At 26.9% G+C, this 25,567-nt stretch carries 20 protein-coding genes and 1 pseudogene; all 21 read right to left on the reverse strand.

Features of this window, described 5'->3' with window-relative positions; all coding sequences use genetic code 11:
* Positions 1–961 precede the first annotated feature (961 nt).
* The gene (locus tag IC214_RS07610) at positions 962–1,171 is read right to left on the reverse strand and encodes a helix-turn-helix transcriptional regulator (protein ID WP_227436112.1); all 210 of its coding nucleotides are present in this window, start codon (positions 1,169–1,171) and stop codon (positions 962–964) included.
* A gap of 11 nt (positions 1,172–1,182) precedes the next feature.
* Positions 1,183–1,512, reverse strand: a complete 330-nt coding sequence (locus tag IC214_RS07615; RefSeq protein ID WP_227834343.1) for a DUF6442 family protein — start codon at positions 1,510–1,512, stop codon at positions 1,183–1,185.
* Between the two features lie 15 nt (positions 1,513–1,527).
* Positions 1,528–1,839: a DUF6442 family protein gene (locus IC214_RS07620; RefSeq protein WP_227436109.1), complete on the reverse strand. Its 312-nt coding sequence runs from the start codon at positions 1,837–1,839 to the stop codon at positions 1,528–1,530.
* A gap of 278 nt (positions 1,840–2,117) precedes the next feature.
* Entirely contained in the window at positions 2,118–2,855 is a 738-nt protein-coding gene (locus IC214_RS07625; protein WP_227834344.1) for a YdcF family protein, read from the reverse strand.
* A gap of 16 nt (positions 2,856–2,871) precedes the next feature.
* Positions 2,872–6,327, reverse strand: coding sequence for a diguanylate cyclase domain-containing protein (locus IC214_RS07630; protein ID WP_227866438.1), 3,456 nt, complete (start codon positions 6,325–6,327; stop codon positions 2,872–2,874).
* Positions 6,328–6,360: 33 nt separating this feature from the next.
* Entirely contained in the window at positions 6,361–7,713 is a 1,353-nt protein-coding gene (locus IC214_RS21135; protein WP_413926655.1) for a putative bifunctional diguanylate cyclase/phosphodiesterase, read from the reverse strand.
* 54 nt (positions 7,714–7,767) lie between these two features.
* A pseudogene (locus tag IC214_RS21140) lies at positions 7,768–8,493 on the reverse strand (cache domain-containing protein); the annotation flags it as partial.
* 319 nt (positions 8,494–8,812) lie between these two features.
* Positions 8,813–9,652, reverse strand: coding sequence for a prephenate dehydrogenase (locus IC214_RS07640; RefSeq protein ID WP_227866440.1), 840 nt, complete (start codon positions 9,650–9,652; stop codon positions 8,813–8,815).
* 15 nt (positions 9,653–9,667) lie between these two features.
* Positions 9,668–10,201, reverse strand: a complete 534-nt coding sequence (locus tag IC214_RS07645) for a shikimate kinase (protein WP_227483106.1) — start codon at positions 10,199–10,201, stop codon at positions 9,668–9,670.
* A gap of 11 nt (positions 10,202–10,212) precedes the next feature.
* Complete coding sequence (gene aroE, locus IC214_RS07650; protein WP_227866441.1) at positions 10,213–11,022, reverse strand: shikimate dehydrogenase; 810 nt, start codon at positions 11,020–11,022, stop codon at positions 10,213–10,215.
* A 45-nt stretch (positions 11,023–11,067) separates the two neighbouring features.
* Complete coding sequence (gene pheA / locus IC214_RS07655; RefSeq protein ID WP_227866442.1) at positions 11,068–12,264, reverse strand: prephenate dehydratase; 1,197 nt, start codon at positions 12,262–12,264, stop codon at positions 11,068–11,070.
* A gap of 2 nt (positions 12,265–12,266) precedes the next feature.
* Complete coding sequence (gene aroC / locus IC214_RS07660) at positions 12,267–13,346, reverse strand: chorismate synthase (RefSeq protein WP_227866443.1); 1,080 nt, start codon at positions 13,344–13,346, stop codon at positions 12,267–12,269.
* Positions 13,324–14,637, reverse strand: coding sequence for a 3-phosphoshikimate 1-carboxyvinyltransferase (gene aroA, locus IC214_RS07665; RefSeq protein WP_227823870.1), 1,314 nt, complete (start codon positions 14,635–14,637; stop codon positions 13,324–13,326). Before aroA ends, aroC begins: the two co-directional genes overlap by 23 nt.
* Entirely contained in the window at positions 14,637–15,701 is a 1,065-nt protein-coding gene (aroB, locus tag IC214_RS07670) for a 3-dehydroquinate synthase (RefSeq protein WP_227823869.1), read from the reverse strand. Before aroB ends, aroA begins: the two co-directional genes overlap by 1 nt.
* Before the next feature lie 21 nt (positions 15,702–15,722).
* Positions 15,723–16,736 (reverse strand): 3-deoxy-7-phosphoheptulonate synthase, encoded by a 1,014-nt coding sequence (aroF, locus tag IC214_RS07675; protein ID WP_227436070.1) that lies wholly within the window; start codon positions 16,734–16,736, stop codon positions 15,723–15,725.
* A gap of 468 nt (positions 16,737–17,204) precedes the next feature.
* Positions 17,205–18,161 (reverse strand): CorA family divalent cation transporter, encoded by a 957-nt coding sequence (locus IC214_RS07680; protein WP_227436068.1) that lies wholly within the window; start codon positions 18,159–18,161, stop codon positions 17,205–17,207.
* 313 nt (positions 18,162–18,474) lie between these two features.
* Positions 18,475–19,173, reverse strand: coding sequence for a response regulator (locus tag IC214_RS07685; protein WP_227436066.1), 699 nt, complete (start codon positions 19,171–19,173; stop codon positions 18,475–18,477).
* A gap of 34 nt (positions 19,174–19,207) precedes the next feature.
* Positions 19,208–21,910 (reverse strand): sensor histidine kinase, encoded by a 2,703-nt coding sequence (locus tag IC214_RS07690; RefSeq protein WP_227436064.1) that lies wholly within the window; start codon positions 21,908–21,910, stop codon positions 19,208–19,210.
* A gap of 298 nt (positions 21,911–22,208) precedes the next feature.
* Positions 22,209–24,026 carry an ATP-dependent zinc metalloprotease FtsH gene (gene ftsH, locus IC214_RS07695; RefSeq protein WP_227845318.1) on the reverse strand — a complete coding sequence of 606 codons (1,818 nt, stop codon included), beginning with the start codon at positions 24,024–24,026 and terminating at the stop codon, positions 22,209–22,211.
* 30 nt (positions 24,027–24,056) lie between these two features.
* The gene (locus IC214_RS07700; protein ID WP_227823867.1) at positions 24,057–24,500 is read right to left on the reverse strand and encodes a MarR family winged helix-turn-helix transcriptional regulator; all 444 of its coding nucleotides are present in this window, start codon (positions 24,498–24,500) and stop codon (positions 24,057–24,059) included.
* A 303-nt stretch (positions 24,501–24,803) separates the two neighbouring features.
* Positions 24,804–25,436 (reverse strand): TetR/AcrR family transcriptional regulator, encoded by a 633-nt coding sequence (locus IC214_RS07705; RefSeq protein WP_227866444.1) that lies wholly within the window; start codon positions 25,434–25,436, stop codon positions 24,804–24,806.
* Positions 25,437–25,567 lie beyond the last annotated feature (131 nt).

Below are 25,567 nucleotides of genomic sequence, written 5' to 3' on the forward strand. Positions count from 1 at the left end.
TAATTCTCTCCTTACCAAATCAGGTTTATCACGAAGCTATTTAGGCTAATTAAAATTTATTATATTAAATATAATTTATACTTAAAACTATATTATTAAAAAAAGGCATAAACTATATTATTTTATGCCTTTTTTTAATAATATAGTTTTTTCAATGCTTGTATAAACATAAATCGTTTATTTGTCAGTGAAATGTCAGTAATTTTTTTGTTTTTTTTATTATTTTTTCATCTTTTTAGGATTCTCATAAACATTATATTTGTATTTATATTTTTAAAATTTATAGAAATCAAGTATATTAATTTACCACTCTAAATAGTTTTTACATTAAATTATTTAAACTTTATATTTTTTGTTTTAGCTATACCATATTTCTACCACAAAGAATTTATCGAATTTTATTTTCATTCAAATCCTTTTCAAATTAAAGACTCGTTGTATCGCATAAATTTCCATTAAAAATATTTGCGTTTCTATTTTTTATTTTAGCAAACTTTTCTTTTATTTTTTTAATTAAATTCATAAATTTCATTTTTATAAATTTCAGCCAAAATTTATCTCTCCGCATTTTGGATTTTAAATGCACTCTATAAAACCACGCGATGTTTTATACATATTTCATACAAACTTCCTTAAAATCTATTTAAATGTGTAATTTGATGTTTAAGCTACAAGCGAATCTAAAAAGTTAACTATATTTATATTATGTAAACTAAATTGATTTTTGAAAGCTTCATTTATATTTTTAAATAATTAAGATAAACTTGAAATTATTTTCATAGTGATTTATCTTAATATTATGAATATTTACCAATAGTACTTTAAAGAAAAAAGGGAAGCATTACAATCTATTTAGATTAGTGCTTCTCTTTTCACTTCTTTTCTTCTTTGTTGAGTTAATAATACTTTCGCAGTTATAGTTATGAATAGGCATACTATTATTCTCATAAATTAATCCATCCTAAAAGAAAAATAAATCTTCAAACTTTTTATCTAATGCAATGCATAAAATCAATGCAAGTTTAGCAGTAGGATTGAATTGTCCTGTTTCTATTGAACTAATAGTATTACGTGATACTCCAACCATTTTTGCTAATGCTGATTGAGATAATTTTGCTTCTGACCTTGCTTCTTTCAAACTATTTTTTAATATCAATTCTTCTTTTTCCATATCACTTCTACCTATAACGTATAAATGAATTTAAAAATACATAGTGCAAAAATAATTAAAGCCCCTATACTTATCAGCAAATATTTTTTCTCATTTATCTTTCTGTAAACAACAAAATAAGCAACTGATACATAGCCAGTTAATACAGCTAAAATATCATAGAATGGTGTTACTTTTTCAAGACCTCTCATGTCAGATACAACTACTTTGACTGCGAAAACAACACCACAAATAATCGCTAAAGCAATTGAACCAATTGCAGTAGCTTTTTGACTTACTGTGTTTTCAAATTCTTCGTTTTTTTCCAATTTTGCCTTGTTTAAAACAGCTTCTTTATTCATATCAATTCCCCTTTCTTAAAATACTTGTGTAATGTAATAGATAAAACTACTCAATGTTATAATAGAAGAGAGAAGGATAATAAAGCCACTCTTTTTATTTAATGCCTTAAAACTCCCATAATAGTTCCCAGTTAACCAGCCCCATAATATAGTTAATAATAAGGATAAATCAGTTGTTCTTAATTTTATAAGATTTAAGATAATGAGCGGTACTATTATACCTACAAATAATAAAGTTCCATATCGTTGACCTTTATTTAATACGAATAAATATCCCTCATCTGATTTTTCTTGTCTACTTCTTTCTAAAATTTCTTCTTTATTCATCTATATTCTCCTTTTATTGCCAAGTTTACTTGTCAATTATAATATAACACTACCAAGTTTACTTGTCAATAACTTTTGCAAAGTTTTATTGTCAAATTAAAAGTATGCAAATCTTATATAGAAATGCACGCTTTTATGATTTACCTTACTATCTTCCAGTTATCGCCTTTCTTCAAGGTCAATTCATACTGTGAAATCTGCATTGGATTTTTACATAAAAAATACTAGATATAAATTTATGATTTATATCTAGTATTTTTATTTGTCACATATCACTTTCACCTATCAAAAACAATTGTTTTCCATATTGCAAAAAATTCTCTTGTATAATATGTTGGAACAAATGAAAGCTTTGACTTACTAGCGTAAAAAGAAATATTTTTATATTCATTTCTAGATGCTAGTATTTTACTCCTAAGAACATGAAAATCAGTTGTTACAATTTTTACTTTTATATTTTTTATTCTTTTTCTACTATGCTCTTCTATCTTTAGCTTTGAATATTTAAAGTTTTCATAAGTATTTGTAGATTTATATTCTTCTATTATTCTATTGCTATCTATACCATTTCTAACAAGATAATCTTTCATAGCTTTTGCCTCAGTTATATTTTCTCCATTACCCTTACCACCTGATACTACTACATAGCATTCACTATTAACTTTTAAATATTTTAAAGCAGTGTTTAATCTTCCCTTCAATGTAGTACTTGGTGTAGTCTTTTTTACAGAAGCTCCTAAAATCAAAAGATAATCACTTTTTGTCTCAAAACTATTTTTAGGATAAAAGATTATTAAGCTTTCAGTAATCATGAATACTATTAAGAAAACACTAATTAGTATTTTTAGCACTTTATAAAAAACCTTCTTTTCTTTAATTTTCTTTTTTAAGATTCGATAAACAATTAATAGTATTCCTATAACTAAGAAAAATCCACTAAATGAAATACCACCAAAAACTATTTTAAGATAAAAATAGTAAATTATAAATATTAAACCCAATATTAAATTAATCATATTTCTATAATCCTTTTTATTTGTTTTTGTTTTTATATAAAGAAATATCTATGCACTCTATAAGACAGTTATATTCTCCATCTATCCAATTAATCCAACTTGCAATTGATACATTTTGTCCAAATATATTTGTCTCTGTTTTAAATTTTGAATCTCTATTTTCTTTTAATCCATTAATCGGGCAGTTATTACAAGGAATATTAGATTTTAATAATGATTTATAACATTTATCTCCTATTTTTATTTCTAAGTCTAAATTTGAGACCTTATTATTAATAAAAATAAGGTCATAAGTATTCGGATTTACTATATATATATAATTATCAATAGAATCAAGAACTTCTTTTAGTGATAGATTAGAATCTTCATATTCAATTTCACCTTTTAGACTTTCTTCTTTCACACTACCATTACTTATATCGGTTTCAAGTTTATTTTCACATATACAATCATTATAAAGTGAATACTTATCTTTTCCTTTATTCTTTGCATAATAAAGTGCCATGTCTGCTTTTTTATAAAGTTCTTCAAATACAGCTCCATGTTCTGGTACGAATGAAATTCCAACTGTACCTGATATCTTATACGTTTTTTTATTTCCAGTATAAGAATTTCTAAATATATTACATATTTTTTCTGCTTTACTTTTAGCATTTTCAAAAGATTGAATATTCTTTAAGAATACTATAAATTCATCACCACCAATACGCCCCACTATATCATTATTTCTAAATATAGGCTTTAGTTGTTTAGAAACTTCATACAAAACTTTATCTCCAAAAACATGTCCTAAATTATCATTTATTGATTTAAAATTATCTATATCAATAATTAAAAAGGCATGAATTCCTGAATTTGATTCTTCTGAATTTAGAAAATCATTAATAAGATTTTCTGTAGTACCCTTATTATATAATCCTGTTAAAGTATCTCTTTCAGCTTTTAATTTTAATTTAATTTCTTCATTTTTCTGTTCGTCGATATCTTTAATATAAGCAAGTGCTTTTATATCATTCGTAATAGAGTCTTTTATTAAATGCATTGTACAAAGTACCCAAATCATTTTATCATCTTGATTCATTCTTCTATATTCCAACTTTATTTCACTTATATTATTTTTATAGGCTTCTAATAAATGTCTACATAAAAATGTATTTAAAAAGACTTCTTTATCATCTTTATAAATAACAGTCTCTGATATAGATTTTACCATTTCAGAGTAGTCATTGCTTGGTTTAATTCCAAATTGTCGATACCAATTTTCATTACCCCTTATAAAAATATCCTTTGATACATTTATTTCATAGGTTATTATTGCTTCTGATAATATAGCGGAATGATATTTGTATGCTTGATTATATCTTATTTCTGCTTCTTTTTGTTCACTTATATCTTCTTGTATCCCAATAGCTCTTATAGGTTTACCATCTTCATCAAAAATAGTAGTTAATGTAATTTTGTTCCATATGTAGCCTTCATCTGGAACTCTTATTTTAACAACACAACTTGCAGTTTTTTCTCCACTTATTATCTTCTCATACATTTTTATAAAATCTTCACTAAAGTCTTTATAAATAATTCCTGCTTCAACTAAGGAATAAGGAACATTTTCATTTATTTTATCAATATTATAATTTTCCATACTCTTATTAGTATTTACAAGAGATTTTGTATTTATATCATACTCAAATATAATATTTGATGTTTGATTTAATGCAATTCTAAATCTTTCTTCATTAATTCTAAGTTTTTGTTCTGCATTTTTTAAATCAGTTATATCAGTTAAAATCCAAATTCCTTTTTTGCTATCATCACTATCAGTAATAAGCCTTCCTTTTAAAGAAACCCATATCATCTTGCCATCACATTTCTTTATTCTATATTCACCTACAGCGATATTTCCAATAATCAACTGATGTCTTAAATTTTCAAGAATCTTTTTTCTATCATCATAAAAAACAAGATTACATGATTTATATTGGAGTTCATCTTCTAACTGTTTACGTGTATATCCAATCATTGATAGATAACCAGAGTTAGCATATTGTATAGTAAAATCTTCATCAAATTCTGTTATAAGTATTCCGCCTAATATATTTTCTGATACCATTTCAAGTTCTAAATTCTTTTGTTCCATTTCTTTTTCTAATTGTTTTGTTTTGGTAATATCTACTGTAACACAATAAAGATATTTTTTACCATCAGGTTCTACTATAAGTTCCCCCTTATCAGATATCCAGACTATATCACCACTTTTAGTTATAACTCTGTATTCCAATTCAATAGTTTTATTTTTATAAAGTTGTTCAGAGATTTCTTTTTTTACTCTTTCAACATCATCTTTGTGTATTATTTTATAAAAACTATTATTAAATTGCATTTTTATTTCTTCTCTTGTGTAACCAAACAAATCAACAAATCCATCACTTAAAAATTCAAACTCAAATTTTTCATCAACAGTACATTTTTGAACTCCTCCAGGAATGCTATTTGTAATAGATGATATTTCCTTATTGGCTTTTAGAATATGCTTTTGTGATTTATTATTTTTATAGAAGATATATATTATTAGTGCAATAAATAATAAGAACACCTTACAAATTAAAGAAAATGCTAATTGATTTATTTTATCAATATTTTTTCTTACAGTATATTGTGGTATTACTGAGAGAACATACCAGTCATTTACACCTATTGGTGTGTATGTTGCATAACGTTCTTTACCTTTGTATTTATATGAAATAAATCCATTCTTTTTATGTTTTGTATCTTCATATACTTTTTTATAGCTATAACCAGCATCAAAAGAAGCTTCCTTGAATATATCGTATATATTACTACTTGCTCCAACTATAGCATTTGTATGTGAAGATTTCAAAACAAATTGTCCGCTAGATTCAAATATATCTATATATCCTTCACTGTTGAAACTTGTTATGTCAATGAATTCAGCTAATTTATCATTATAGTATGAACCATATAAAACACCAATCACTTTATTTTCTTTGTATACAGGTGTAGCTATAACAAAAGTATCTTTTCCATCAATAGGAGATTTTACTACTTCAGATATGTTACTGTCTCCACTAATAGCTTTCTTAAAATATTGGTAATTTGATATATCAACAACTTTCCCATCGCTAGTACGACTTATTCCATTAGGAGAAGCAATTGATATTCTTTGAAAATCAGATTCTTTTGATATTTTAGCTAATAACGGGATTATCTCAGGATTATCTATAGTATCAAAATATGAAACCATATTCGCTATACTCTTAACAAATGATAATGAACTGTCTAGCTTTATTTTTATAGCATTAGAACTTTGTAAAGATATTTCTTTTAAACTAACTTTATTGTTTTCTTCTTCTTGAACATTAGTTTTAAATGCAAAATCAGAAAAAGAAATTATTGTGAATAAAAATATTAATATAATACTCATTACGCTTTTCAACGATTTTGCTCTTATCACTTACTTACCACCTCCAAATTAAAATTTATTGACCTATATTTTATAGACTAATTTCTCAAACTCTTTAACTGGTAATGGTTTTGAAAAATAATAACCCTGAATAATGTCACAATTTGCTTCCCTTAACATTTCCACCTGACTTTTTGTTTCAATTCCTTCAGCAACGACTCTTATTCCCAATTGTTTAATAAGCGAAACTATACTTTTTATAACAATTTGGCTTTTATCAATATTCTTATCATCAATAAAAAATCCTCTATCTAATTTGATTACATTTAAAGGTATATTTTTAAGCATATTTACAGAAGAATATCCTGACCCAAAATCATCCATTGAAATTATAAATCCAATATCTTGAAGTCTTCTACTTACATCAAATAGAGTGTCCGTATCACCAAACATACTAGATTCAGTAATTTCAATTTCTATTAAACTATATGGTATTTTATATTTATCACATATATTAACTATTTTTGTGATAAAATCTTTTTTTAAAAAGTCAACTCTTGAAAAGTTCACAGATATAGGTAAAGGTAAAATACCTTTGTCAAATAAAGTTCTAATTTCTTTGCAAGCTTGTTCTAGTATGTACATATCAATTTTTGTAATAAAACCATTCTTTTCAAATATAGGAATAAAATCACTTGGATATATAAATTCTTTTTCTGTGTATTGCCATCTAACCAGTGCCTCGCTTCCACAAAATTTATCTGATTTAATATTGTATTTTGGTTGTAAGTACATTATAAATTGATTATTTTCAAGTGCATATTCCATTTCTTTCTCTATTTTATCTTCAAGTAATAACTTATCCCTTAACTCATCGTTAAAAAAAGCAAAATTTATATCTCTATTGTTTTTTATTGATAATTTCGCAAGTGAAGCTCTATCACTATATGCACTTATAGATAAGTTCTTATCCTTAATTTCATAGATTCCAAAAGACAAATTTACAAAGTCATTACTAATAATGAATTTTTTAATAGTATTTATTATATCTTCTTTTGTATTATATTTTAATAAGATATTAAAATTATCAGAACTAACACGAGCAAAAGTCTCATTATCATGAGTCATATTATTTAATGTATCTGCAATATCTTTTAAAATTGAGTTGCCTTTTTTATGGCCATATATATCATTAATTGCTTTGAATTTATCAATATCAAATGTTACCATTGCATGTTTATCATTTTGTGATGCTTTCTTTAGTAAATTTATAGCATCTGATTCAAATTTTCGCCAATTTGAATAACCAGTTACAAGATCTGTATATGCTATTTTTTCTATAGTCTTTTGACTCTTTGCTTTTGAATATAATATGTACAGTATAACACCTAAAAACAAAAATGAAAGTATAATCCATCCAATAATTGTAATCATCATTAAATTGTTTAGCTTTTTAGATACAACTATCTTTGGAATGATTGATATTATAAACCAGTCATTTATTCCTAAAGAAGTATATGCCATATAAATTTCTTTTCCTGATTCTTTAGCCTCTACTACTCCTTTATCCGATATTTTCATATTTTTAAAAGTAAATGTTTTTTTAAAATTAACTTGTGAAAGATTTGTAATATTTGAATTTGAATTTTTGTGATAAGATGGTATAATTATTTCACCATTGCTATCACATATAAGTGAAAAACTTTCACCATTAAAAGTTGAAATAGACAAAAACTCAGATACAAACTCAACATCATAATCAGCTGCAATAACAGCAACAATTTTACCATTATTGTATAATGGGACTGCATATGTTTTCGTCAATTTTCCAGTATCTTTATCTATTAAAGGCTTTGATATATTAGCTGTACCTTTAATGGCCAACTTAAAATAATCCCTATCTGAAAAATCTGTTCCAAAAATACCTTTAGCATAGCCTTTGCCATTAGGTAAAATCATACCAATGTTATTATAGTTACTATTTTTATTATATGATTCCAAGATTTTTAAAGTTTTTTCTAAATTAAAATTATCTTCTATTTCTAAAAACTTAGAAATACTTTCTAATTCATTTAAATTACTTTTCAACTTACTATTAATTGCAATCTTACTCTCTTCACTAATTTCTGATAAATAATTCTTTGTCTCATATTCTAATACATTATCCATATTACTTATATAAAAAAACGCAAATACACTAAAAAAGAATAGTACCATAAATGCTATTAATATACTTTTTAATATTTGCCTACTATATTTCAAGTAGCTACACCTCACCCTCTCCACTAGTTATATTTAGTTGATTCACTTTATTTTACTATTAAAAACTCTTTTTTACAATTGAGTTTTATAAATTGTTAATAAAGAACATATTAAATAAGTATTATTTATAGGATAATAAAATTAAGGGTATAAATACAGCAATAGCATATTTAATTACATTAGTAACAATAAAACTAATATGATTAAATATGTTATTGTTTATATTTATACCCACTTACATGTAATTTTAAATTTATATAATTTAAATAAGAGTCTATTTTTCTAAATACTCTCTTCTGACTGAAGATGTTTTAAAATATTCAACAAGTTTATTTTTATCATTATTAAAGATAGCCTCTTTTATTAAATTCACTTCCATCTCAAAATTTTCTATAGATTTTAATAAATTATCTCTATTTCCTAAAAAAAGTTCACTCCATAGGTCTTCATTCATATTTGCAATACGAGTTAAATCCCTATAGCTATCTCCAATAAATTTGCCTGTATCTCTACCTTCTTCATCACTATTTATAAGAGCAACTGCCATTACATGAGGTAATTGAGATGTAAAAGCTATCATTTCATCATGTTTTTGTGCAGTTAATTTTTTTACTCTTTTAAATCCTATCTCTAAAATTAAATTCTCAACAAACTCCAAGTTTTTTATATTATTTCTGCCAGTTGGAGTAATTATATAATTTGCTTCTTTAAATACCTCATCACTCGCAAAATCAATTCCCTTTTTTTCTCTACCTGCCATTGGATGACCAAATATAAAATCTATATCATCTGGAATAATTTTTAAGACATCATTTATAAGAACTTCTTTTATTCCTGTGGTATCAGTAATTATAGTTCCTCTTTTAAAATACTCTTTATTATTTTCTAAAAAATTTACAATTAATCTAGGATATATAGATAATATAATCAAATCAGCTTGTTTGAAAAATTCCTTCCCTGTAGTACATCCTTTTTTGATGATTTCTAACTCTTCTGCTTTTTTCAGAGTTTCAGAATCTATATCTACTCCAAACACATCTTCATATCCAGCTTTTTTAAATGCCTTAGCAAAAGAACCTCCTATAACTCCTAATCCTACAACAACAATATTCATTATTCTTATTTCCCCCTAGATTATTTTTTCATTAAATTCAAATTTAAAATTTTTATTAATTGCATTTTTGATATTATATACAGCATCATTTAATGATTTATCATTTAAAATTTCTATATCCGCAGCATTTTTATAAAGATTTATTCTTTCATTATAAAGATTGTATAATTTCTCTTTTCCATCTTGTAATAAGGGTCTTGAATTAATATTTATATCTTCTAAAATTTTTTCTATAGGTCTATTAATAAAAAGTATTATTCCTGCTTCTTTGAGTATTTCTATATTAATATCTTTTTTTATTACACCACCACCAGTAGAGACTACTGTTTTATCGCTAGTAGAAAGTTCTCTACATGCTTGAGTTTCATAATTTCTAAAAACCTCTTCTCCCTCTAAAAATAATTCTGCTATACTTTTTTGAGATATTTTGTTTATATAATCATCCATATCACAAAAACTACAATTATATTCCTGTGCTAAAAGTTTTCCAATTGTAGTTTTTCCACTGCCTGGCATACCTATTAATATTACTTTTTCTTTGTTTATCATAATAAATCCCCCTATAAAAAGTTTAATTTTATTTCTTCATATATAATATTTAAAACACCATTATCTATTTTAGTATTCTGCCATATTTCTTGAGATTTTATTGCTTGCCCAACCAACATATATAATCCATTACACGTTTTTTTACCTAGATTCTGACCAATTTCTAGAAAAGAAGTTTTTTTAGGATTGTAAATCAAATCTACTAATATATCAAAATTTTGTATAATAGATTTTGAGACAGGTGATAATCCTATATTAGGGTACATTCCTACTGGAGTTGCATTTAATATTATATCTCCTTTTATATTCTTAAGCTCTTCATAATCTATTAATATAGCTGAATTATTTGATAGCTTTTTATTATCTTTTTTTCTACTTGAAACATAAATTTTATCTATTCCAGAATCAAGAAGGTATGTTATAGCTGCTTTAGATGCACCTCCAGTACCTAATATAACAGCTGTCTTTCCTTGAATATCAATATTAGCTATTTTGAACATAATATCAAGTCCAAAATAATCTGTATTATAGCCATATAATTTATTCTCTTTAAGTAAAATTGTGTTAACTGCTCCTATACGCTTTGCTTCTGGAGATATAAAATCTAAAAACTCCATGACTCTTTCTTTATATGGGACAGTAACATTTACACCTTTGATTCTCAATAATTTTATAGCATCATCCAACATTGGTATATTTTCTTTTGAAATCTCAAAGTTCTTATAAGCACCTTCAATATTCAATATTTCAAATAACCTCTTATGAATTTGAGGTGAAACGCTATGAGATAGCTTCTCACCTATTAGACCAAAAAAATTCATCTTTCCACCTCCAATCATTCTGTTTAAAGAAAAAATTACATTTATCTATTCAATTTTATTTCTATATACACCGATAAATTTGAAGTATGCTGTATTACATTTTATCATGTCTAACAAACTACATACTTTTGAATCATATATAGAACATTCAAAATCTATATAAAAGAAATATCTCCAAGAAGCATTTTTCATTGGTCTTGATTCTATTTTTGTCATATTTATATTGTTTTCAGCAAAGTATCCAAGTATTTTATAAAGCTTTCCAGCTTCATGCTCAACAGAAAATACAATACTCATCTTATTTGACTCTTCTTCAATGTGTATCTCATTACTAATTACCACAAATCTAGTATAATTATCTGTTATATCATTTATACAAGGACTTATTATTTCTAATCCATAAATCGTTGCGGCTTTTTTACTAGCAATTGCTGCCTTTGTTTTATCTTGAAGCCTTTTAACAAGTTCAGCACTAGTTGCTGTATTATTAAAAGGTATCAATTTCCATTGACTATTTTGTTTTAAAAATTCACTACTCTGACCTATTCCTTGTGGATGTGAATATATTTCTTTAATATCTTCAAGGTTTGTGCCCTTTATTCCAATTAAATTTTGATTTATTTTTATACACTCTTCCCCAACTATATAGAATCCATATTTTCCTAAAAGGTCGTAAGTTTCAGAAATTGCTCCTGTAGAGGAGTTTTCTATAGGTATTATTCCATAATTTATGTCTTTATTTTGAAGTGCTATAAAGACATCTTCAAATTCTTTAAATTGTTTTTTTGTGATTTGAGTGTTAAAAAATTTTGTTAGTGCTTCTTCTGTGAATGAACCTGATATACCAGGAAATCCTACTAGGAGATTTTTTTTATTAAGTTCACTTTTTAATGACTTATATTTATATAGATTTAACAAATCAAAATTTTCATTTGATGAATTTGAACTGTTTTCATTTTTTTCCTCTACATCATTATCTATTAATCTTTTTTGCAAATTTCTACTAACTTCCATTACTGAATTGAAAAATTGTACAGTCTCTTGTGAATATTTTTTATCTTCTAGATTATCTACTGCTTTACTCAATACTTTTTCTTCTCTATCTTTTTGAAGTATAGTAGTATTATTTTTCATTTTATATCTAGCAATTTCGAGAACTATATTCATCCTTTTTTCAAATAGTTGAACAAGTTCCTTATCTATATCATCAATTTTATTTCTATATCTCGTTAAATCCTCCATTATTATCGTCCTTTCATCAAATCAAAAATTCCAATAGCTGTTACTGCTTCTATTACAGGTACAGCTCTTTGAACTATACAAGGGTCGTGTCTACCTTTAATACCTAAAACATCATCTTTTTTATCTTTTATATTAACAGTATTTTGTTGTTTACTAATTGATGGAGTTGGCTTAATTGCTACTTTAAAAATTATTGGCATTCCAGTTGTAATCCCTCCAACAATCCCACCATTATTATTAGTTTTACTTTTTACTGTATCTCTATCATAGTACATTTCATCATTACTTTGAGAACCATACATGTCTGTAATATCAAATCCTAATCCAAATTCTACACCTTTTATAGATGGAACAGAAAATAGTAAATGTGATAGAGTAGATTCAACAGAATCAAAAAACGGATTTCCAACACCTACATTAACACCTACCACTGCACATTCAATTATACCACCAACTGAATCTCCCTGATTTTTTGCATCTAGAATAGTATTTTTTATAGCTTCTTCTTTTGATAAATCAAGCAAAGGTAATTCTAAATTTTGTAAATTTAATAATTCTTGTCTTGAGATGTCTATATAATTAAAACCCTTATCCTCTATATTCTTGATTTTTTTTATGTGGGCTCCTATCTCTATACCTTCTTGTGATAAAATTTGTTTACATATAGAACCACAAAATACTAATGGAGCAGTTATTCTTCCTGAGAAATGTCCTCCTCCTCTATAGTCATTAAACCCAGAATATTTTATATGACCTGTATAGTCTGCATGACCTGGTCTCATCAAGTTTTTAACTTCTCCATAATCTTTTGAGCGAGTATCACTATTTCTTATAATTGCACATAATGGAGTTCCTGTAGTTTTTCCATCAAAATATCCACTTAAAATTTCTGGTATATCACTTTCATTTCTTGAAGTTGATATAGAATTTTTTCCTGGTGCTCTTCTCTTCATTTCTTTATCAATTTTATCAAAGTCTAACTCAATGCCAGCTGGAAGACCATCTATATTTATACCTATAGCATTTCCATGAGATTCTCCAAAGATGGATATTTTTAAATTATTTCCCCATATTCCACTCATCAATTCTTCCTCCTAACATCTCAAAATCTTTAAAAAAATGTGGATAAGACTTTGATACACACTCAAAATCTTTCAATATGATTGGTTTATCACATCTACAGGAAGCAATTGCAAGTGTCATGGCAATCCTGTGGTCTTTGTGACTCCATACCTCTACGCCTCCATTTAATTTGCTTACTCCCTCAATTATCAAACTATCCTCTTTTTCTTCTATATTTGCCCCAAGCTTACTTAACTCAACATTTATTGCATGAAGTCTATCACACTCCTTAATTCTAAGTCTTCCAGCATTGATTATAGTCGTCTTCCCTATACTTAAAGCTGCTACCACAGATAAAACGGGTATTATATCTGGGCATTGAGATGCATCTATCAAAGTACTATTTAGACAATTTGTTATTCCTTTGATTTTGTTGTCTTCTCTTAAAATTTCCACACCCATCCTTGATAAAATCTCAATAACTTCACTATCTCCTTGAAGAGAATTTTCTTTAAGGTCAAGTATGTTAATATCTTCTCCAATAGCATCTGCTGATAAATAAAATGCACCTTGAGAATAATCTCCTTCAACTTTATAATCTATAGCTTTATAAGTTTGATTTCCTTTTATGATAAATTCTTTATAATTATTGTTTACAATTTCTACCCCAAAATCTTTCATAGTTGAAATAGTTAAATCTAAATACCCTTTAGATTCCAGTTCAGTGGTAATTATTATCTTTGAGTCACTATCTAATGTAGGTAATATAAATAATAATCCTGTTATAAATTGAGAACTTATATTTCCTTTTACTCTAAATTCGTCTGGTTTAAGTTTTCCTGATACGATTAAATCCAGTTTATTTTCTTTGTAGTTGTATTCTATGCCTTGTCTGTCAAATATCTCATAATAAGTATTAAGTGGTCTTTTTCCAAGATTACCTCTTCCTATAAATCTTTTTACTCCATCAAAGGCTAAAGATATAGGTACCAGAAACCTTAAAGTAGAACCTGATTCATTACAATCTATAGTCAATTTAGGTTGATTCAATTGATTCTCTTTATTTAAGATTGCTTCTTTAGAGTAGATTCCTGTAATTTCTAAAATGTCTTCTTTTTTTTCTATGGTTGCTCCTAATGATATCATTGCTCTTATAGTAGCTATGATATCATCAGAAAAATCTATATTAGAAATTCTACTTTTTCCATCACTTAAAGCAGCACAAATAACTGCTCTATGTGCCATACTTTTTGATGGAGGAATTTTCACATCTCCTGATAATTTGCTTGGATATATTTTTAAGCTTCCCATCATTTTACCTCCTGAAAAAATTTAGAAGTAGTATCATATATAATACTTTCTCCAATATCCTTTAAAAGTATTATTTTTAGTGTATCACCTAGATTTTTTTTATCAAGAGATATAGTATCTATTATAGATTTATTATCTCCTAATTCAACATCATAAGGTAAATCATAATTTATTAAAATTGATTTTATAAGCTCTGATGTACCTTGTTTTGTAATCCCTTTTTTTTCACTCTCTAATGTTATCTTATACATGCCTACACCAACAGCTTCTCCATGAGTATAACCTGTAAAGTTATAGTGTTTCTCAATAGCATGACCTAGTGTGTGTCCAAAATTTAAAAGCATCCTATCTCCTAAATCTCTCTCATCAGCTTCAACTACAGTTTTTTTGATAAGGCAACATTTGTGTATAATGTATTCTATATGTTGCATCACTTCTTCCCTATTTTTTAAGTTTTCAAGCTTATTAAAGAAAGTTTTATCTTTTATACATCCATACTTTATAACCTCTGCCATTCCATCTCTATAAAATTTTTCTGGAAGAGATGATAATACATCTGGGTCAATAAATACTGCTTTCGGCTGATAAAAACTCCCTACTAAGTTTTTTCCCCTTTCAAGGTCAACTCCAACTTTTCCACCTACAGAACTGTCCACTTGAGCTAATAGAGATGTTGGAATTTGAATAAAATTTACACCTCTTAAAAAAGTTGCTGCCGTAAATCCTCCTAAATCTCCAATTACCCCACCTCCCAATGTGATAATCAAATCTTTTCTAGTTAACTTAAAGTCAAGTAAACTTTCATATATTTTAGGTAGAGTATTAAATGACTTTGTCTCTTCACCAGCTTCTAATATTATAGCTTTAGTTTCAAATCCAGATTCAATCAAATTATTTTTAACTTCATATAAATATAATTTTGCTACATTTTCATCTGTAACAATAAAAATCTTATTTCCAGAATATATTTTTTTAATTTCTTTACCTATATTTTTTAATATACTTTTTTTTATAAATATATTGTAACTATTCTCTTTTAGATTAACTAATAATTTTTCTTCCACGTTTAACCATCCTTCTATAGATTATATTTCTCTTCCAACTGCTGATGCGATAGTTTTTAGTTCATTTATTAATCCTTCATACTCATCTGGTTTAATTGATTGTTTACCATCACAAAGTGCATGAGCTGGGTCATTATGAACCTCTATTATTAAACCATCTGCTCCAACCGCAATTGCTGCTTTAGATAGAGAGTCAACCATCCATGATTTTCCTGCTGCATGACTTGGGTCAACTATAACTGGTAAATGGCTAAGTTTTTTTACAGCTAAGATTGCACTTAAATCCAAAGTATTTCTAGTGTATGTTTCAAAAGTTCTTATACCTCTTTCACAAAGAACCACACTTTCGTTTCCTCCAGCCATTATATATTCAGCTGACATTAGCCACTCTTCAATTGTAGCAGATAATCCTCTTTTTAAAAGTATTGTTTTATTTGTTTTTCCTAATTCTTTCAATAAATCGAAGTTTTGCATGTTTCTTGCTCCAACTTGAATTACATCTACATTTTCTTCAAATACATCTATATCTTGTGTTGACATTATTTCTGTAACTATAGGAAGACCTGTTTTTTCTTTTGCTTTTTTTAATAAATCTAATCCATCATATCTTAATCCTTGGAAAGCGTATGGAGATGTTCTTGGCTTGAATGCTCCTCCTCTTAAAAATCCTGCTCCTGATTTTTTTACATCTTCAGCTATAGAAACTATTTGTTCCTCTGTTTCAACAGAACAAGGACCAGCTATCATAGTAAGTTTTTTTGACCCAATTTCCATACCATCTACATTTATAATTGAAGGTTCTGGATGAAATTTTCTATTTGCTTTTTTAAAAGGTTCTACTACATGCATAACTTTTTCAACCACCTTATTTGCTTCTATTCTTTTGGCATCTATTTTACTAGTATCTCCAACTAACCCCAAAACAGTTAATTCTTTTCCATCTATAGGATTCACTTCTACACCTTCTTTACAAATAGCTTCTATTAATTTCTTAACTTCTCTCTTATCTGCTCCTACTTTTAATACCACTATCATCTTTACTACCCCCTAATGTTATATTTTTATACTTGAGTTTAAAATAAAAAAGAGAACTCATTAATGAGTTCTCTAAAATAATCTATTAAGCATCAAATCTTACATGACCATATAAAATAATCATTTTTATAAAATTGACCTATGCCCAAGGTTATTAAAATCAAGGCCTCACCAGAAAGGAATTACATGTATTTTTGTAAAATAAATAGCCAGCGCTAAAATAAAAGCCCCAGAACATAAAATAAAAAAAGCTATAAAGTTTTGCCACTAGTTCTTTTAAAATCCCTTTCATAGTATTATCCTCCATTTTTATAATTTATTAATCTTCTTGTTTAATAATTATAGCAAAGAAAATATAATTGTCAATATTTTCTATAAATATTTTCAATTTAAAATATTTTTTTATTTTCTTAATACACTTTTTCTTTTAATATATTTTTCTAAAATCGTTTAAAAAGCATCTTATTTTTACAATAATTTTTTTATTTTAAATATTATAATTCCAACAAAAACTATGCCTAACATCAAAAGTAATGTTGCTGGATATCCATAAAGCCAGTTTAGTTCTGGCATATACCTAAAGTTCATTCCATATATTCCCGTTATAATTGTAAGTGGTGCAGAGATAGCCGTAAGTAAGGTCAATTTTGTAATTAAGTGATTCGTTTTTTCACCTACTCTAGAAGAATAAATATCTAGGAGTTTATCTGCTAGCTCACGTGTTGATAGTGCAAAATTATATAATTTATCAATACCAAAATCTATCCCTTGAAAATTTTCAAGATTATATTTTTTTACATTCGAGTATTTTAAATATCGTATATTTTCTTTAACTATTCTATCTCCAATATATAAAAGTGGTCTGGTGTTTTTAACTATAGTTCTAGTCAATCCTCTTACATCACTTATTCTAGAAACATGATTTTTATGAATATTGTCCATCATCTCATCTTCTATTTCAAGAATTAATTCTTCAACTTTTTCTAAAGATTCAAAACCATTTTTTATAACTTCTCTAAAAATTAAATAATTTATCTTAAAAAGGTTTATGACAGGATTTTTTTCAAGTTGAGAGTTTTTTAAAATAAGATTCTTTACAAATTCAAATAGAAAATGCTCTTCATTTACAACAACTAATATAAAATTATCTGATAAATACATATTTACTTCTTCTATAACAGCTTCTCCATTTCTCAATTCAAAAGTATTTAGGCTCAAAAAATCATAATTATCAAATAAATCAAGCTTTGTTATTTCATCAAATTTAAGACAATCATTAAATGTTATTTCATCTATATCCAAAGTTTCCTTGAGTAATTTTAAATTTTTTGGAGCACTTAATATAAGATATGAATTTTCTGGTATATAAAATTTTGTTCTAAAATCTTTTGCAATCTCTCTTGTATTTAAATTCAATATATACATAAATCTACTCCTAAACCTCAATTTACATTTTTAAAATTATATATATTTATTACTGTAATTATTTTTCACTATTTCAGTAATTATTATTTAATATTTATTTATATTAAATTTATTAGAAAATAAATATTAAATCTTTTATTTTTTAACTTAGACTTTTCTTACAAATTATACCATACTTTTATTTTAAAATGTGTTTAATATTATCAATGTTAAAAAAGTACTAAAAAATGAAATGCATATACTTAAATTAATAATAGCATACACACTTCATTTTAACTTAATCTAAATTATACAATTTTAGCATCCATTTTGCCTATTCATCATTTAGTCTATATCCAACACCAACTTCTGTAATTATATACCTAGGGTCAGCAGGTTGCTTCTCTATTTTTCGTCTTAATGTTGCCATAAAAACCCTTAAAGACTTAGTTTCATTGCCTATAATACTACCCCATATTTCTTTTATTATAAAATTATGAGTAAGTACTTTTCCATGATGCTTTGCAAGTAATGAAAGAATATTATATTCAATTGGTGTCAAATGTACTTCATTATTGTCAACAATAACTTTTCTTTTATCAAAATCAATAAATAATTCACCTACTTCAAACGTAGACCTAATCTCTTCTTTTTGTTGTAATTCTACTTGTGAGTGTCTAAACGCTACTCTGACCCTAGCTAATAACTCTACTATAGAAAATGGTTTTGTTAAGTAATCATCTGCACCTGCATCAAACACTTCTACCTTTTCTCTGTCTTGTTCTCTCGCTGAAACTACAATTATTGGTATATTTGAAAACTGCCTAATAGCTTTTATTACCTCTATTCCATCCATATCTTCTAACCCTAAATCTAATAGAACGACATCTGGAGAATATGATACAGCAATTGATATTCCTTCTTTACCAGTTATAGCCTCTTTAACATCATAATCTTGAGTTGCAAGTGCAGTAGATATAAATTTTCTTATTGTTTTATCATCCTCTACTAACAATATAAGTTTTTTACTCATTTCTTCCTCCAAAACTAAATTTCAAAATTTCATACTATTCATTTTCTTTTGGCAAACTAAATTTAAAAGTTGAACCTTTATCTTTATTGTTTACTACTAAAATTTCACCTTTATGAGCTTGAATTATAGATTTACAAATTGATAATCCAAGTCCAACACCTTTTCTAGAATCCTTAGTACCTTCTTCTCCAGTAAAAAATCGATCAAATATATGCTCTTTCAATTCTTTTGATATTCCAGGACCATTGTCAGACACTTCAAACCAAACATAATCTTCTTTTTCATATACAATTATATTTATCTTACAATCCTCTTTTGAATATTTTAAAGCATTATCTATTAGATTAATTAAAACCTGTTCTATTAATTTGGCATCCATAGGAACAAATAATATTTGCTCTGGTATATTAATATCTATAATTGCATTTTCAATTCTTTTTTTTATATTTTGCAATGACTCTGATATAATTTCCTCAACAAGTTCAGAACGTTTTTTGACTTCTAACTTTCCTTCATCTATCTTAGTCATGCTAAGCAAATTTTCAACAAGTCTTATTAACCACTGAGTATCTTCATATACACCACTAAGTAATTCGTCTATTATATCCTGACCTATAGTATCATTATTTTTTATAATTGTACTAACTGCTCCAGATATTCCTGCTAATGGTGTTCTGAGGTCATGTGAAACTGCTCTTAAAAGATTGCTTCTAAGCCTCTCTCTTTCTATCTCAAGATTAGTGTTTTCTTTTGCTTCTGATAGAATTTCTCTATCAAGAGCTATTGCCATTTGAGCAGTTATTGTTTCAATTAAACTTATATCTTCTGTATCTAATTTTGAATCAACACATGATATACCAATGACTCCCAAAGTTGAATTCATACCTATAATTGGTATATAATATCCTTTTGAACCAGGAAGTGTATCTGTATCACTACCTGCTACTGTTGAATTAGACAATACCCAACTTGCAACAGCCTTTTCATCTTCTATATCTAAATCATTTTTGTCCTTATTAGCAGTATTTTTTTTATAGAACTTTGATTTCTTATCCTTATCCACATTTAAATAACAAACTATATCTCTACTTAGACTAAGACATAAAAGTTCTATACCCTTATTTACTATATCATCTTTATTCGACAATCTTAAAAATCCCTTAATGATTTGATATATCATTTTTGTATTTTCTTCTCTTTTAGCAGCTGTATCTGCTTCATGTTGTATCTTGGATGTAAGAGTACTAGTTATTATACCAACTATTGAGAATACAACTAATGTTACTATATAATTTGAATCAGCTATTGACAGTGTATATAAAGGTGCTGTAAAAAAATAATTTAACAGTACTATATTAAATACAGAACTTATTATACCTGTACTATATCCTTTAGTCCACATAGAAACCAAAACTACACCTAACATATATATTAGTAATATATTTTCTCTTATAAATCCCATACTTTGTACTATATATGCCAAAATGCTTATCACTGAAGTAATAATTATAAGTTTTATAAAATCAGTTTTACTAATTTTAAATTTTGATTTTATTGATGAGTTATCTTTTTTAGGTCTATATTTAACCTCTGAAGCAAATTTATAAGGGATTATATGTATATCTATATAATCAACTTCATCTATTAATTTGTCAACTATATCTTTTTTCAGTTTTTTACTCAATTTTTTAGTATTTGAATGATTTCTGCCTATTACAATTTTTGTTACATTTCTTATCTTGGCAATTCTAAGTATCTGTTCTATTACATTTTCACCATGTAAAACAATTATCTCAGCACCCAACTTCTTAGCTAGTTTTAAATTGTTTTGTAATTGTTTTTGCTCCTCAAAAGGCAATTTTGCTGTATTTGGAGTTTCAACATATAAAGCTATCCACTTAGCAAACGTACTATCTGCTATCCTAGATGCAGTTCTAATAACCTTGGCTGAAGATGGAGATGGGCTTATACATGCAAGAAGTGTATCTGATGTAGGTATTACTGTTACATCACCCTTTGATAATCTAGTCATTTGAACTTCTTTATTTACTCTTTCGGCTGTTTTTCTAAGTGCAATTTCCCTAAGTGCAACTAGATTGTCTTTTATAAAAAAATTATCTTTTGCTCTAATTGCCTGTTCCTTTTTATATATTTTACCTTCATTAAATCTTTCAAGAAGTACGTCAGGTTCAACATCTATAAGCTCTAATTGTGTACTTGTATCTAAAAATTTATCTGGTATAGTTTCTTTGACTGATACATTTGTAATTATCTCCACAATATCATTTAAACTTTCTAGATGTTGTACATTTACAGTAGTATATACATTTATACCTGCTAGTAATAATTCTTCTATATCCTGCCATCTTTTAGTATGCCTTAACCCAGTGACATTAGAGTGAGCAAACTCATCAACTAATATAACTTCTGGCTTTCTTGCTAATGCTGCATCTAAATCAAACTCTTTTAATTTTATAGATTTATATTCTATTTCTTTTACAGGAAGAGTCTCTAATCCGTCAAGTAATGCTAATGTTTCTGGTCTAGTATGTGGTTCAATATATCCAACAACTACATCAACCCCTACTTTTTTTAAATTTTGTGCAGATTCCAACATAGAATAAGTTTTACCTACACCTGCTGCATACCCAAAAAATATTTTTAACTGACCTCTATTTAGTTTTTTTTCTTCATTCTTTATTTTTTTTAATAGAATATCAGGATTTGGTCTGTCCATCAAACAACCTCCTTGTACATTTCATTACTATTATAATATCAATTCTAGTATAAAAATGTAGTTAAGATGTATTTTTAATGATTAAGATTATGTAAAGATACAAGTATGTAGTTTAATTGTAAAATAAAAATGCCTATTATTTAGGCATTTTTATTTTTTACACAGTCATTTTTATCGATTCTCTTGTTTTGATTTATATAGATATTTATTTATATTTTATTGAAAATACATTAACATTTTTAAATATACAAATATATCTTTAAATAAAACTATTACTACAATCTTTATTTCAACATGGTTACTTTAAATTCAGTATTTCCATGAACTCATCACCTGTAATTGTCTCTTTTTCTAATAAATATTCAGCAAGTTCATGTAGCTTATCAATATTATTCTCTAAAATCTCAATTGCTTTTTTATGACAAGTCTTTACTATTCTAAATACTTCTTCATCAATTTTAGCTGCAGTATCTGAAGAACAAGCAAGAGAAGAGTCTCCTCCTAGGTACTGATTACTTACTGTTTCAAGAGCAACCATATCAAATTCCTCACTCATACCAAGACGAGTAACCATAGCTCTTGCAATCTTAGTAGCTTGCTCTATATCATTTGATGCACCTGATGTACAAGTATCAAAAATAACTTCTTCAGCAGCACGACCACCTGTAAAAGTAGTTATTTTATCAATGGCTTCCTCTTTGGACATAAGTACACTTTCATCTTCTGCAACTTGCATAGTATAACCCAATGCACCTGAAGTCCTAGGTATTATTGTAATTTTATGGACAGGTGCAGAATGTTTCTGCATTGCAGCAACAAGTGCATGACCTATTTCATGGTAAGCTATGATTTTCTTTTCTTTATCAGAAATCACAGCTCCTTTACGTTGATATCCTGCAATTACAGTCTCAACAGATTCCTCAAAATCTTGTTGTTCTACTACATCTCTGCCAGACTTAACTGCTAAAAGTGCTGCTTCATTTACAATATTTGCAAGTTCTGCTCCAGATGCACCTGATGTAGACCTAGCAATTGCATTATAATCTATATTTGAGTCTACATTTACATTTTTAGCATGTACCTTTAGGATAGCTTCTCGTCCTCCAAGGTCTGGAAGTTCAACTGGTATACGTCTATCAAATCGTCCTGGGCGAAGTAATGCTTTATCAAGACTATCAGGTCTATTCGTTGCAGCTAGTATTACTACACCTATTCCACCATCAAATCCATCCATTTCACTTAATAATTGATTTAAAGTTTGTTCACGTTCATCATTTCCGCCTATTCCACTTCCATTATCACGCTTTTTACCTATAGTATCAATTTCATCTATAAACACTATACATGGAGCTTTTTCTTTAGCTTGTTTAAATAAATCACGTATTCTAGATGCTCCCATACCTACAAACATCTCAACAAATTCAGAACCAGATATTGAGAAAAATGGTACATCTGCTTCGCCTGCTACAGCTTTTGCAAGTAGTGTTTTTCCTGTTCCTGGAGGCCCTACTAAAAGTGCACCTTTTGGCATTTGTGCTCCTATTTTTTTGTATTTTTCTGGATTGTGTAAGAAATCTACTATCTCACTTAGAGCTTCTTTTGCCTCATCTTGACCAGCTACATCATTAAATCTTTTTCCACTTTGAGCAGATACATACATTTTGGCATTGCTCTTTCCAAATTGCATACTATTGCCACCCATTCGTTTTTGCATTGATTTCATCATTAAATTACCAAATAGCATAAGAATACCTATAGGTACTATCCATGTAAGTAAAATACTCAAAAGAGGTGAATTTTCTTTAGGAATAATCTTAGTAAATTCTACTTTTGCATCTTTTAATCTATCAACTAGTTCTGGGTCATCCATTCTACCAGTTATGTATATATTTTTATCCTTACTACTAGATGGGCTTATTGCAATTTTATTACTTTCTATTTCAACAGATTTAACCTTTCCTGAATCTAACATTGTAAGAAATTTTCCATAATCAATCTCAATCATTTTTTTATCCATTAGACTTGGAAATATTAAAGCATTTAAAAACATTACTACTATTATTATTATTGTATAATAATAGAGTATTGACCTCTTTTGTGGTTTGTGTTCATCCATAATTTTGTTCTCCTTTAAATTAATTTTATGTTATTTGCAATCAATATGAGTTAAAAGCTTATTTAATTTTTCTAAGCCCTCTATTATATCTTCCATATCTTGCAATTTTTCACTAGTCATATTTTCAAAATAGTCATCAAAAATACTACTTGAAATATTTTCTTGTATATCCAGCGATTTTTCTGTAACTTTAACTTTTACAATTCGTTGGTCTTCTTTATCTCTTATACGATTTAAAAATCCATTTTTTTCGAGTCTTTGACATATTACTGACACATTGCTATTTGTCATATTCAAATTTTTACCTAAATCACTTATTTTTTTCTCTCCATGTTCACATAGTTCTGATAAAATCAAAGCTTGTACTGCTGTAATCCCAAGTGGTTGATAGAACTGACTTAATGAAGTTGTAAATTTGATATTTATATCTCTAGTTAATTCTAGCAGTGCTTTTTTAAAACTTATCTCATCCATATAAATTCTCCCTGTAAAAATACTTTATTTTACTAATATTTTTAACTTTAAATTCAAAAATATTTTATAAATAATCCTTAACACTATAAATATTTAATGTATTAAATATTATAGTATTAAGGATTTATTGTCAATAACAATATTGTAACTTCAGTTATAATATAAATAGTTTATCTTATCTTATTGAAATTTTTGAATAAGATATTTTTAATAAAAAATCGATGTATTTATTTTACACCGATTCCTCTCATTTTAATCTTATTCAAAAATAAAAATCTAAAGTTATTTACTATTACAATAAATTTAATCTTCTGTTAACATATTATATACAAAATCAAAACTTCCTTTATGTGCTCCCAAGGTCGTTTCCATAATACAAACAAATGCCTTTGCTTTTTGCAGTATTTCATCATTATCCCAATCAAACATGCCTTTATCAAATATACACTCAGAAGAAACAAGTAAAAACTCTATTGTCTCTTTTGGATATTTTGTATTGAATACACCTTCTCTTATACCTTGTTCTACTACCTCTGTTAATATAGGTGTAAAATTTAAAATAGTTTTGACTATTGTCTTTTGATGCATCTCAGCATTGTTGGGTTGTTGAAATTGGTTAATCACTTTTTCTTTACTTCCTCCAACTTTAGGTCTTTGAGATATTAATATCTGAAAGAACTTTTCAATAACTGGAATATCTGGATTTGAAGCAATTTCTTTCAACATCATTATATCATTATCTATAATTCTAGTTATAATTTCATCCATTACCTCTTCTTTAGATTTAAAATAGTAATAAAATGTTCCTTTTGCAATTCCAATCTCATTTAAAATATCATTTACAGTAGTTTTTGTATAACCTTTAGTACAAAAAAGCATTTCAGCTGTATCAAGTATTTCATTTTTACGTTCTTCAGGGTCTTTTATAATTCTCATATACTTTCTCCTTTCAATAGACCAACAGTCGGTTTAGTTTTATTATATAAAACTACTTTTATAATGTCAATTTTATAAAATAAAAATAAGGTATAAAGAAGTATGATAATTACTTTTATACCTTATAGATT

It is taken from the genome of Clostridioides sp. ES-S-0190-01, assembly GCF_020658275.1.
In the GTDB taxonomy this organism is placed as follows: domain Bacteria; phylum Bacillota; class Clostridia; order Peptostreptococcales; family Peptostreptococcaceae; genus Clostridioides.

Coding starts and splice junctions, on each gene's coding strand:
- IC214_RS07620 (WP_227436109.1), bottom strand. CDS start 1,839: ATGAATAAAGAAGAAATTTTAGAAAGAAGTAGACAAGAAAAATCAGAT.
- IC214_RS07610 (WP_227436112.1), bottom strand. CDS start 1,171: ATGGAAAAAGAAGAATTGATATTAAAAAATAGTTTGAAAGAAGCAAGG.
- IC214_RS07625 (WP_227834344.1), bottom strand. CDS start 2,855: ATGATTAATTTAATATTGGGTTTAATATTTATAATTTACTATTTTTAT.
- aroA (WP_227823870.1), bottom strand. CDS start 14,637: ATGGGAAGCTTAAAAATATATCCAAGCAAATTATCAGGAGATGTGAAA.
- IC214_RS07640 (WP_227866440.1), bottom strand. CDS start 9,652: ATGAATATTGTTGTTGTAGGATTAGGAGTTATAGGAGGTTCTTTTGCT.
- IC214_RS07690 (WP_227436064.1), bottom strand. CDS start 21,910: ATGGACAGACCAAATCCTGATATTCTATTAAAAAAAATAAAGAATGAA.
- pheA (WP_227866442.1), bottom strand. CDS start 12,264: ATGGAGGATTTAACGAGATATAGAAATAAAATTGATGATATAGATAAG.
- IC214_RS07680 (WP_227436068.1), bottom strand. CDS start 18,161: ATGTATATATTGAATTTAAATACAAGAGAGATTGCAAAAGATTTTAGA.
- aroE (WP_227866441.1), bottom strand. CDS start 11,022: ATGAATTTTTTTGGTCTAATAGGTGAGAAGCTATCTCATAGCGTTTCA.
- IC214_RS07705 (WP_227866444.1), bottom strand. CDS start 25,436: ATGAGAATTATAAAAGACCCTGAAGAACGTAAAAATGAAATACTTGAT.
- aroF (WP_227436070.1), bottom strand. CDS start 16,736: ATGATAGTGGTATTAAAAGTAGGAGCAGATAAGAGAGAAGTTAAGAAA.
- IC214_RS07645 (WP_227483106.1), bottom strand. CDS start 10,201: ATGATAAACAAAGAAAAAGTAATATTAATAGGTATGCCAGGCAGTGGA.
- IC214_RS07700 (WP_227823867.1), bottom strand. CDS start 24,500: ATGGATGAGATAAGTTTTAAAAAAGCACTGCTAGAATTAACTAGAGAT.
- IC214_RS07615 (WP_227834343.1), bottom strand. CDS start 1,512: ATGAATAAAGAAGCTGTTTTAAACAAGGCAAAATTGGAAAAAAACGAA.
- IC214_RS21135 (WP_413926655.1), bottom strand. CDS start 7,713: ATGATGATTACAATTATTGGATGGATTATACTTTCATTTTTGTTTTTA.
- ftsH (WP_227845318.1), bottom strand. CDS start 24,026: ATGGATGAACACAAACCACAAAAGAGGTCAATACTCTATTATTATACA.
- IC214_RS07685 (WP_227436066.1), bottom strand. CDS start 19,173: ATGAGTAAAAAACTTATATTGTTAGTAGAGGATGATAAAACAATAAGA.
- aroC (WP_227866443.1), bottom strand. CDS start 13,346: ATGAGTGGAATATGGGGAAATAATTTAAAAATATCCATCTTTGGAGAA.